The sequence below is a fragment of the Haloferula sp. genome, assembly GCF_049672945.1.
Lineage (GTDB): Bacteria > Verrucomicrobiota > Verrucomicrobiia > Verrucomicrobiales > Akkermansiaceae > Haloferula.
In genome coordinates this window covers 1-11,243 of the sequence record NZ_JBATWY010000170.1, presented here as the reverse complement: position 1 = coordinate 11,243, position 11,243 = coordinate 1, and the positions used below count along the sequence as shown (strand labels likewise).

Sequence of the window (11,243 nt, the reverse complement as noted above, 5' to 3'; positions counted from 1 at the left end):
CTCCACACCGTAGTAGCCGCACTCGATTGCCGTCGGCACATCCATCGCGTGCATGCACACCGTATCAAGGTGTGAGAAAATCTCACCGGTCGTGGTGTTCAGACTGAGTGAGCTCCCGTGCTGGGTGTTGTCGAAATGATAGGCAGCCATCGGGCCGCCATAATCCCGATCATCGTAAAGCGAGACCCCGGACGTCAGCCCATGCAGGAAATGATAAAAGCAGATTTCGCTGAGAGCACCCCCGGAGATGTTTCTCACCACATAGGTCTGCCTCAGGACATAGCGACTGCTTGTCGTGCTTCCGCCGTCTCCTTCCGCACTGGCCCTTTCATCACCTTGCTCGATGCCCGTCGCCGTATCCACCATCTCATAGCGGATCGTGATCTCGAGGACTCCATTGCTGATCCTTGAGATAAAACGGAGAAAGTCGTCCGAATTGGTCTGAGGCGTATCGATACCGACCGGATCGACGACCGTGAAATTGGAGTTCGTATCCCAGCAGGGAAACCCCCAGGTCTTGCGCAACCAGATCGGACCAGCGGATCCTGAATATTTGACCGCTGCCGCCCATTCGCCGGAAAGGTACTCCCTCCCATCGAATCCAGGACGCTTGTCCAAGGCGACGTCCGAGTAGCCCTCCGGCGTCATGATGATCGACCACTCCGGGTTGGCGATCTCCACCCCGGAAATACTCGGCAGGGCATCGACCTCCGAAGCGCCGAGCCCAGCCATGGTTCCTATCACCCAAGTGAATCGCCTGAACATAAGGCGCTTAGCCTAAATCGGTCCGCAGTGATCTGGCAAGCTCCAAGCGAGCAGGCCACGGGAGCCCAAGGGGTCCGGCGTCCCCGGTAATCAGCCTTTATTTCATTGTTCCTTAATACCTTATGTCAGACTCAAAAATCAAGCTCCCCTCATCTGGCCTGCGACCTGCTCTACCGCTTGTTGTTTTGTGAAAATCCATCCGCCGTCTGGTCCGTTTCATGAGCCGACCCTTGCGCAACCTCGTCGCCGGTCTCTGCGCCCTGGCCTTGGTTTTCTTGGCGGGCGTGAGCGGTTACGTAATCGCCGGGTGGCCGCTGCTCGACGCGATCTACATGGTGATTCTCACCGTTTTCAGCGTCGGCTACGGCGAGGTCCGGCCGATCGATTCGACCGGTCTGATGACCTTCACGGTGATCATCATCGTGCTCGGTTGCACCACCGTGATCTACTTGATGGGAGCCTTTGTCCAGTTTCTCACCGAGGGGCAGATCCTCAACGCCTTGGGAGGTCGCCGCATGAGTAAGGAGGTCCAGAAACTGACGAATCACGTCATCGTCTGCGGCTACGGCCGCGTCGGGCGACAGATCATCGCCGAACTCGAAAGCGCCGTCCGCGACTTCGTCGTCATTGACCGCGATCTCGACCGACTCACTGAAGTATCCGGCAAGGGTCACTATCACGTTTCCGGCGACGCCACTGACGAGAAAACCCTGCTTGAAGCCGGCATCGAAAGAGCCCAGACCCTCGCCTCGGTGCTCCCCAGCGATGCCGCCAACGTGTTCATCACCCTCAGCGCCCGCAACCTCAACCCAAAGCTCCGCATCATCGCCCGTGGCGATTTTCCCTCCACCGAAGCCAAGCTTCTCCAGGCCGGAGCCGACAAGGCCGTGCTGCCCACCCACATCGGAGCCGAAAGAATCGCAGGACTGATTCTCCGCCCCGACGCCACCGAATTCCTCGAACAGGACGCCCAGACCGGAGGGCTCTCCGGCGACCTTGCGGAAATCGGCGTCCAGGTCCAGGAGATGCAGATTCCCGCCGACTCCGACCTCGTCGGTGCCACGCTCGCCGAGCTTGAAACCCGCGGTCGCAGCGCTTTCCTCGTCGTCGCCGTACGCCGCGCAGATGGCTCATCCATTCACAAACCCCCACTCGATACCCGCCTCGACACTGGCGATACCTTGATCGTGATGTGTCATCAGGGCATCATCCCCGATTTTACCGAACGCCTCTTTCCGAAACGCCAGATCCACTACCGCGGCGCCACCAGCTGATCCATCCGACTCCATCTTCATATCATGTACGACTTCGACCTCATCTGCATCGGTTCCGGCCCCGCCGGCCAACGCGCCGCCGTTCAAGCCTCCAAACTCGGCAAAAAGGTCGCTGTCATCGAGAAACAAACCTGCATCGGCGGCGTCTGTATCGAAACCGGCACCATCCCCTCGAAGACTTTCCGCGAAGCCGTTCGCCGCCTCTACTCCGACGCCGGAACCGAACACGGAAGCGGCAGCAGACGAACCGCCCGACCCACGATGGAACAACTCATCGCCCAGGTGGATCACGTCGTTTCCAAGGAATCGGATGTGGTGCAGGATGCGCTTTCACGAAATGACATCGAAGTCATCCGTGGCAGTGCCAGCTTCGAGGATGCCCACACCATTCTCGTCGATGGCATCGCATCAAAACGCCGCCTCACCGCCGACAAGATCATGATTGCCGTCGGCACCAAGCCGGCCGACCCACGCGGCATCAAAGCCGACGGCAAGGTGGTCGTCACCTCCGACTCCCTCCTCCAACTCACCAAACTGCCGCGCAAGGTCGCCGTCGTCGGTGCCGGCGTCATCGGCATCGAATACGCCTCGATGTTCGCCGCACTCGGCGTGCAGGTCACCGTCATCGACAAACGCCCGCGCCCGCTTGAATTCCTCGACCACGAGATCGTCGATGAACTCGTCCACCAGATGCGCAAGCAGGACGTCACTTTCCGCTGCGGCGATGGCGTCGCTTCCATGGAGGTCGTTGAAAACGGCGGGCTCGAAGGCTTGATCGAACTGGAGTCCGGCAAGCACGTCGTCGCTGACTTGATCCTCTTCTCCGTCGGCCGCCAAGGTGCCACCGAAGCGCTGAACCTCCCCGCCGCCGGCTTCGAGGCCGACGAGCGCGGCCGCATTTCGGTCAATGACCACTACCAGACCGGAGCACCTAACATCTACGCCGCTGGCGACGTCATCGGCTACCCCGCGCTTGCCGCGACCTCCAGCGAGCAGGGCCGCATCGCCGCCTGCCACATGTTTGACTACGAAGCCACGCCGATGGGTGAACACTTTCCGATCGGTATCTACGCCATTCCCGAGATCTCGATGGTCGGCAAAACCGAGGAAGAACTCACCGCCGATCGCGTGCCCTACGAAACCGGCATCGCGCGCTATGGCGAAATCGCCCGCGGCCAGATCCTCGGCGACAACTCCGGCATGTTCAAAATGATCTTCCACCGTGAAAACGGGAAGCTGCTGGGCGTCCACTGCATCGGCTCCGGTGCCACCGAGCTCATCCACATCGGCCAGGCGGTCATCGGTCTCGGCGGCGGCCTCGACTACTTCCTCAACACCGTCTTCAACTACCCGACCCTCGCCGAGTGCTACAAGGTCGCCGCCTACAACGCCTCCAACAAGATCGCCTACGTGAAGAAGATCAAGGCGCGGAAGGCGGAAACCGCCTCCACCACCTGAACTGCCTGCCCGCGGCAGTATGTCGGGCTCCGGAGTCGTTCTCTTTCAGTAAGGCAGGTAGCTTCGCGGCCTCATCCAGCCCCGGAATCACTCCATGAAGCTCACCAAAGCGGTCATCACCGCCGCCAGTACCGACCACCGCACCCTTCCGATCCAGACTCTTGTCGACCGTGACGGCGAACTCCGCTCGGTCCTCGAAATCCTGCTGCGGGAAGTTCATTCGACCGGCATCGAGGATGTCTGCCTGATCATCCATCCGGGTGACGAAGACGCTTTCCGGAAGTCGATCACCGACACGTCCATGCGCCTGACATTCATCGAGCAGCATGAGCGCTTCGGCTACGGTCACGCCATTTCTCTAGCAGCCGACTTCACCGCAGGTGAACCCTTCTTCCACGCGGTCAGCGATCACCTCTTCATCAGCGGCGATCCCGAACGCTCCTGCGCGCGGCAACTCATCGAATCCGCAAAAGCCGAAGACTGCGCGATGTCCGGGGTGCAATCCACGCATGAAACCGAAATTCAACACTACGGCACCATCGCCGGCACTCTTCAGCGAGCTGCCGGCGGCGAGTCGATCTATCAGATCAGGGAAGTTCTCGAAAAGCCAACTCCCACCGAAGCCGAGCAGAAACTCATCGTCCCCGGATTGCGCGCCGGCCGTTACCTGACCCTGTTCGGCATGCACGTGCTCACGCCTCTCGTCATGGAAATGCTCACCGCAAAAGTGGAGGAAACCAAACGCGCGGGAGGAACCCTCCAATTGTCGCCAATCCTCTCCGAGCTCGCCCGCCGGGAACAATACTCGGCCCTCAAGGTTCTCGGTGGCCGTCACGACATCAGCCAGAAATACGGTCTCTTCCATGCCCAGCTCGCGCTCGCCCTCGCCGGCTCCGAACGGGATGAGATCCTCAGCGACCTGCTCGACATCGTCGCCCGCGCGCGCCACTGATCTCCCCTGCAACCCCCCAATTTTCCCGCCCATCAAGATGCCTGAAAACCTCATCAACCTGATCACCTCGACCGACGAAGCGGTCCGCGATCAGTCGCTGGACGATTTTTGTAAAGAACTGACCTTCAGTGAACTCCTTCAGGAATGCGAGGAGCTGGACGAGTTCCGGAAAAGCTCCGACAACCTCTACGACTCGGTCCGCGCGCTGTTCTTTCTTTCCAATATCCATCGCTTCCTGCTGCCCGAGCGCGCGGAAGTAAAAGCCTCCGGTCACGTCCCCTTCACCGGCTACGTCCACCTGCTCGAAAGACGCTTTCCGGAAGCCATCGAGTCCTTTCTCGAAGCCGCCGCCAACGACGGCTGGAGCAGCACCATCTGCAGCGCGCTCGCCACCGCCTATCACCAGCGCGCCTTCCAAGCCCTCGCCGACCAGGTCCGCACCAGCGTCCGCTCCGTTCCCGGTAACCAATGGATGTTCCGCCTCGGCCACCCGCAGGATCAACCGCTGAGCATCCGACGCGAGTTGTTGGACGGCGGTTCCGGCTCATCTCCGGTGTTTCCCGTACTTCGGGAAAAAACTCCCGTGCGCATGGACCTCACCCACAGCGCGTGGAGCGACATCTTCTTCCTCGGCATGGATTTCCCCGCCGGCGCCCGGGTCATCAACGTCTCGGTCAACCTCGGCGTCCGCGGTCGCGATGACTCCGCCGAACCGCCCATCGAAACCTTCCTGCGCGTCATCGATGAACCCGTCATCCGCCTCGTCAGTGTCGACCTCGAAGCGCACAAGGACATCACCGAACTCGACGAGATCTTCGACTACGCCGCCGACTACCTCGGCCTGCTGAAGGCCGCACTGGTCGCCTCCGGTCTCGTCCCTCCCGGCCTCGAAGGCTCCGGACAGAAACTCACCGACCTGCTCGAAAAGCTCGTCGGCCCCGGTCGCGGAATCGAACTCGCCAGCTACGTCCGCGGCATCCCGAAAGGCTCACGCCTCGCGGTCTCCACCAACCTGCTCGCCTCGCTCATCTCCCTCTGCATGCGCGCCACCGGCCAGACCGCCCAGCTCGAAGGCCCGCTCGATGAACCCGGCCGACGCCTCGTCGCCGCCCGCGCGATCCTCGGCGAATGGCTCGGCGGCTCCGGCGGCGGCTGGCAGGACTCCGGCGGCATCTGGCCAGGCATCAAGCTCATCGCCGGCCAGCCCGCCGGCGATAGCGACGTCGAATACGGCATCAGCCGCGGCCGCCTGATGCCCGACCACGAGATCCTCATCCCACCAAAGCTCGACCCCGACATCGCCCAGAAACTTCAGGACAGCCTCGTCGTCGTCCACGGCGGCATGGCCCAGAACGTCGGCCCGATCCTTGAAATGGTCACCGAAAAATACCTGCTGCGCTCCGGCCCCGAATGGGAAGCGCGCAAGCAAGCCATTGACCTGTTAGGCGAAGTCCTCGACGGCCTGAAGACCGGCGACATCCGCAAGCTCGGCGAGACCACCACCCGCAACTTCTTCGGCCCGCTGCAAACGATCATCCCGTGGTGCAGCAACCTCTTCACTGAACGCCTCATCACCGCCTGCCGCGAACGCTGGGGCGATGACTTCTGGGGCTTCTGGATGCTCGGCGGCATGGCCGGCGGCGGCATGGGATTCATCTTTGATCCAAAAGTGAAATCCGCCGCCCAGGACTGGCTGTTAGAGGAAATGGTCGACGCCAAGAACGAGCTCGCCAAGGCCCTGCCCTTTGCCATCGATCCGGTCGTCTACGACTTCACCATCAACCCCGACGGCACCTCCGCCGAACTGCTCCGCGGCGACGACGCCCTGCTCAACCACAGCTACTACCAATTGATGCTGCCGCAACTCGTCCGCCACGATCCCAAGCAGCTCAGCCGCGCCCGCCACTTCGAACTGCAGCGCCTCGGCGAAGCATTCCGCACCAACGACCGCTTCCGTTCGCTGGTTCCCGATGTCTTCCGCCGCCTCTTTCCCGAAAGCCAGGAAGAGAAGGCCCACAGCGACCTCTTCGGTCTGCTCAGGGCCAACGGCTTCGACTCCGACCAGCACGAACAGATCCGCAGCGACCTCCGCTCCGGCCGCATCGGCCTCGCCAAAAACCGCCTGCCCGCCAGCACCCGCATCACCGACGTCAGCCTTGGGGAAATCAGCGACCTCACCCGCCAAACCAAGTCGCCCGTTTCCGAAAGCCAGACCGCCCTCGGTCGCGAAGCCCTCGCGAATGGCGAAGTCGCCGTCGTCACCCTCGCCGCCGGCGTCGGCAGCCGCTGGACCGAAGGTGCCGGCGTTGTCAAAGCCCTGCACCCCTTTTGCAAATTCGACGCACGCCACCGCAGCTTCCTCGAAACCCACCTCGCCAAGAGCCGCCGCACCGGCAGCGAACACGGCGCCTACCCGCCGCACATCTTCACCGCCAGCTACCTGACAGAAGCTCCACTCAGCGACTTCCTCGCCGCTCACCAACAGTTCGACTACCCCGGCGAAGTCCTCGTCTCCGGCGGACGCTCGATCGGCCTGCGCCTCATCCCCACCGAGCGCGACCTGCGCTTTGCTTGGGAAGAACTCCCGCAGCAGGCCCTCGACGAACAGGCCCAGAAAGTCCGCGAAAGCGGCCACGCCGCCCTCATCAACTGGGCACGTAGTAGTGGCGAGGGCGCCGACTACACCGACAACCTCACCTCGCAGTGCCTCCACCCCGTTGGCCACTGGTATGAAATCCCCAACCTCTTGCTCAACGGCACTCTGGCTGATCTGTTAGACAAGCAACCGCAGCTCAAGCATTTGATGCTGCACAACATCGATACTCTCGGCGCCAGTCTCGATCCCGCCGTGCTTGGCCACCACCTCGACTCCGGCGCCGCGCTCAGCTTCGAAGTCATCACCCGCCACATCGACGACCGCGGCGGCGGCCTCGCCAAGGTCAACGGCCGCCTCGAACTCGTCGAAGGCCTCGCCATGCCCGACGAGGAAGCCGAGTTCGCGCTTTCCTACTACAACTCGATGACCACCTGGATCCGCATCGATGCCCTGCTCGATGCCTTCGGCCTCAGCCACGCCGACCTGCGCGACGAGGAAAAGGTCCGCGCCGCCACCCGCCGCATCGCCAAGCGCATGCCGACCTACGTCACCCTCAAGGACGTCAAGAAACGTTGGGGCAGCGGCCAGGAAGACGTCTTCCCCGTCACCCAGTTTGAAAAACTCTGGAGCGACATGACCCGCCTCGACGAACTCGACTGCCGTTTCCTGTTAGTCGACCGCCCGCGCGGCCAACAGCTCAAAGAACAGGCCCAACTCGACGCCTGGCTCCGAGATGGCTCAGCGGCGTACGTGGACGGGCTGTGTGAGTGGGGGTGAAAAGCACCCCTCCGCTTCGGCGAAGATTCCTTGAAATCCGGGCCTAAATAGGTGATGATCCCGCCATTGCCAAATGACTCAGCCCCAAAAATACCGCCTGAAAGTCAAGACCGCGCTCTCCAAGAGGCCCGCGATGACTTCGAGCGAATTTTACACCCAGATGGAAAGTTTCTTGGGGAGGAAGACTATCTTGATCGATCAGAGCAAATCAGGCTCCTCGAAAAGTACGGGCGGGAACAAAGCTGGCTCTACGAAGGGCTTGAGCCGGTAGTTGAAGGCGGGCGAGAACACGATATCTCCCTTGATGAAAGGTCGCGTTCCATCCTGAAATTCACAAAGCCGTCTTGTGCCGCCTACATCGTCGACTTTTTTGACAGCAAACCTCGGCTTACAAACGGTGACCCCCTTGAATACCTCGACCGACTGATCCTGCACGACGAGCTCTTCGGAGAGATGACCCGCTTCGTCGGCATCGGTGGTGTTCAAAATCACCGTAGGATCATCACCCGCCAGCTCCATCAGCACGGTCGGCCCGCTAGTGAAACGGAAATCCGACGCTTGATGATTGATGACCTCGGCTTCAAGGAACTCCGAAACAACTACGGTATCGGCTATGAAGAGTCGCTGGCCTTCATCCGTGAGGATGCAGCCGCCTTTGATCTTCGCCCAGCGAATGTGTTCATCACTGATGAGGGCCTTCCTGTCGTGTTCGATTCCATTCCTGTGAGAATCACCACTACCAATCGGAGTTCGTTCCGCTAGCGATGACCCGGGATCGAAGGCACTGGGGCAGCGGCCAGGAAGACGTCTTCCCCGTCACCCAGTTCGAAAAACTATGGAGCGACATGACCCGTCTCGTCGACCGCCTCTGCGGCCAGCAACCCAAGGAACAAGCCCAACTCGACGCCTGGCTCCATGATGGCTCAGCTTCTTATGTGGATGGGTGGTGCGAGTGGGTATAAAGGCAGAACAACCAGGACCATTCCGGTTCTCCAAACCTCACCGCAGCGCCTTCCGGAGCAGCGACCTTACTGTCGCTGGGGAACCCAAGCGCCCAACTGGTGAGATTGCACGAACCCATTCGCTCGATCTATCAGTCGTGGCCAGTTCCAATAAAGGAACCCTCCACCGGTCACCTCCAGCACCTGTCGTGACCGTGCTCCGGCAAAGGCTTTCGCGTAAGCAGCCCTGAGGCCATACGCACCAAATCCGCTCCCTTCGTCACCCCATCCTTAGATCAGGAATCCATTGCCTGTCTGCTATTTCGGTTGCTCTTGCCTACTTTTTGCTTGGCAGCTTTTTTACTTCAAAGAGCAGATTGTAAGATTTATCACCTGACACTTTCCTTGGGCACCATCGCCAGGGGCGCGAGGATCCGTGATGTTCCGAACGCCTCCCGGTCATCCTTCGGCGGTAGTGAAAGTATCGGAAAACCCACGAACAGCGCATCCTCGCCATGGTCATTGAAATACTCCTTCGCATCCGCCGCGATCCCCGCAAGCTTGCGTAATAACTTCACCTCCTTCTCCCAGGCATCGCGCTTCCGTTTTTCCTCATCCGACCACTCCGCCTCCGGATACGCCGGTTTTTTGAAACGCTCCGCCTTCGCCGAAATCTCGACCTTTCCCTCTTCGAGCAGCGCTTTCAAAAAGCTCGTCTCCGAATCATATCCGATCGCCAGCAACTCCGACACATCGACCCGCTGGCGGCTATTGTGAGGCCGGGCATTCAAGCTCGGCCCTTTGAGCATGCTCTGATAGAGCCGCTGAAGCATGGTTTCCAGAATCATCGCGGCGATTAAGCGCAGCCCAGTTCAGCAAGTCGAGAACTCCATGCCACGCGATGACGATCACCCAAAATCATCTTGAAATACCCTTGTCCGATCCCACCCCCAACCATAACTCATCAAGCGTGAGCGAAAAGATCCAGACCCTCCTGCGCGAACTCGAAGCCAGACACGGCATCGAGATCCTCTATGCCTGCGAGTCCGGCAGCCGGGCTTGGGGATTTGCATCGCCGGATTCGGACTATGACATCCGCTTTCTCTACCGCCGCCCGATGGAGGAGGCCTTCACCATCAGTGAAGGCAGCGACACCATCGAGATCGCGATTGAAAACGACCTCGACCCCGGTGGCTGGGACATCCGCAAGGCCCTCGGACTTCTCCAGAAATCCAATGGCGCGCTCATCGAGTGGCTTCATTCGCCGATTGTCTATCATGCGAATCCGGCCTTTCTAACAGATCTCCGCAAACTCGCCACTGATCACCTTTCGCGCAAAGGCCTCGCCAACCACTACCGCGGACTCGCCGGTCAGTTTTACCGCAACAAGCTCACCGTAGAATCCCCCTCCGCAAAAGGCTACCTCTACTGCCTCCGCGCCCTGCTCGCCGCACGCTTTGTGCTCGAACACGGCACGCCACCGCCCGTTCCCTTCGTCGAACTCATCCCAACCGCACCCGACGAAGTCGCCGAAGCCATCCGCGAACTCGTCGCGTGGAAAGCCGACGCCAGCGAGAACGAGTCACCCGGCCGACAAGTGACGCTTGATGACTTCATCGAAGAAAACCTTCCCGGCATCGGCGCCACCCTCGATGCCCAGCCGAACGACTCCAACCCGCGCGGCCCCTTCAACCAAGTCCTACATCGCTGGAGCCTTTGGCCGAAAGCCGCGAATGCCACCTCTTGGCAGCCGATCTACAAAAGCGAATTCACCCTCGATCGTGTCCGTCAACCCGACCTGCTGCTCTTCGAAGCCGTCAGCGGCAGCCGCGCCTTCGGCACCCATCACGATCGCTCGGACTTCGATCTGCGCGGCATCTTCGTTGCGCCTTCATCCTTCCTCGGCGGCCTCGAAAACATCGATCAGGTCAGCGATGAAAAAAGCGACGAAGTCTATTATGAAGTCGGCCGCTTCGTCAGCCTGCTGCTCTCTAACAACCCGAACATCGTTGAGCTGCTTTTCACACCCGACTCCTGCATTCGCCACCGCCACCCGGCCTTCGATCTGCTGAAGCCCGAAGACTTCCTTTCAAAACTCTGCCGCCAGACTTTCGGCAACTACGCCATGTCCCAGATCCGCAAAGCGCGCGGACTGAACAAAAAGATCGTCAACCCGCAGCCCGAAGCACGCCACCCGCTCCGCCACTTCTGCCACATCCTCAGCGGTCAAGGGTCCGTGCGTCTCGACGACTGGCTCGCAGCGGAAGGCATCGATGAAAACCATCTCGGCCTCGTGTCCGCACCCCACGCGACCAACACCTACGCCGTCTTCATCGACAAAACCAAGCCCGCAGAAATGCGCGGAATCTTCTCGAAAAAGGACGACGCCGCGATTGTCTGTTCATCCGTGGAAAAGGAAGCCAAGCCAATCGCCTGGCTGACCTGTAATCTCGACGCCTTCAAGGCCCACTGCAAAGCCC

At 60.6% G+C, this 11,243-nt stretch carries 10 protein-coding genes; 7 read left to right on the top strand and 3 right to left on the bottom strand.

Features of this window, described 5'->3' with window-relative positions:
* A partial coding sequence (locus WBG04_RS15070; protein ID WP_424315279.1) for a hypothetical protein occupies positions 1–732 on the bottom strand: 732 nt, incomplete at its 3' end.
* A gap of 251 nt (positions 733–983) precedes the next feature.
* On the opposite strand from WBG04_RS15070, the gene WBG04_RS15065 reads away from it, so the two are divergent.
* The 4 genes from WBG04_RS15065 to WBG04_RS15050 all read left to right on the top strand — a co-directional run bounded on the left by WBG04_RS15065 (position 984) and on the right by WBG04_RS15050 (position 7,822).
* Positions 984–2,039: a potassium channel family protein gene (locus tag WBG04_RS15065; RefSeq protein ID WP_424315278.1), complete on the top strand. Its 1,056-nt coding sequence runs from the start codon at positions 984–986 to the stop codon at positions 2,037–2,039.
* Between the two features lie 24 nt (positions 2,040–2,063).
* Complete coding sequence (sthA, locus tag WBG04_RS15060) at positions 2,064–3,497, top strand: Si-specific NAD(P)(+) transhydrogenase (RefSeq protein WP_424315277.1); 1,434 nt, start codon at positions 2,064–2,066, stop codon at positions 3,495–3,497.
* A gap of 94 nt (positions 3,498–3,591) precedes the next feature.
* Positions 3,592–4,449: a sugar phosphate nucleotidyltransferase gene (locus tag WBG04_RS15055; RefSeq protein ID WP_424315276.1), complete on the top strand. Its 858-nt coding sequence runs from the start codon at positions 3,592–3,594 to the stop codon at positions 4,447–4,449.
* 37 nt (positions 4,450–4,486) lie between these two features.
* A complete protein-coding gene (locus WBG04_RS15050) occupies positions 4,487–7,822 on the top strand; it encodes a UTP--glucose-1-phosphate uridylyltransferase (RefSeq protein WP_424315275.1) in 3,336 nt (1,111 codons plus the stop codon).
* 198 nt (positions 7,823–8,020) lie between these two features.
* Here WBG04_RS15050 and WBG04_RS15045 read toward each other — a convergent pair whose 3' ends face one another.
* On the bottom strand, positions 8,021–8,347 hold the full coding sequence (locus WBG04_RS15045) for a hypothetical protein (protein ID WP_424315274.1): 327 nt from the start codon (positions 8,345–8,347) through the stop codon (positions 8,021–8,023).
* Positions 8,348–8,383: 36 nt separating this feature from the next.
* Between WBG04_RS15045 and WBG04_RS15040 the strand changes: the two genes are divergently transcribed.
* Together WBG04_RS15040 and WBG04_RS15035 are read left to right on the top strand one after the other, a co-directional pair.
* Positions 8,384–8,584 (top strand): hypothetical protein, encoded by a 201-nt coding sequence (locus WBG04_RS15040; RefSeq protein WP_424315273.1) that lies wholly within the window; start codon positions 8,384–8,386, stop codon positions 8,582–8,584.
* Positions 8,585–8,586: 2 nt separating this feature from the next.
* Positions 8,587–8,784 carry a hypothetical protein gene (locus WBG04_RS15035; protein WP_424315272.1) on the top strand — a complete coding sequence of 66 codons (198 nt, stop codon included), beginning with the start codon at positions 8,587–8,589 and terminating at the stop codon, positions 8,782–8,784.
* Positions 8,785–9,152: 368 nt separating this feature from the next.
* On the opposite strand, the gene WBG04_RS15030 is transcribed toward WBG04_RS15035, so the two are convergent.
* Positions 9,153–9,611 (bottom strand): DUF4011 domain-containing protein, encoded by a 459-nt coding sequence (locus WBG04_RS15030; protein ID WP_424315271.1) that lies wholly within the window; start codon positions 9,609–9,611, stop codon positions 9,153–9,155.
* 122 nt (positions 9,612–9,733) lie between these two features.
* On the opposite strand from WBG04_RS15030, the gene WBG04_RS15025 reads away from it, so the two are divergent.
* Positions 9,734–11,243, top strand: a 1,510-nt coding sequence (locus tag WBG04_RS15025) for a DNA polymerase beta superfamily protein (protein WP_424315270.1), incomplete at its 3' end; no start/stop codon positions are given.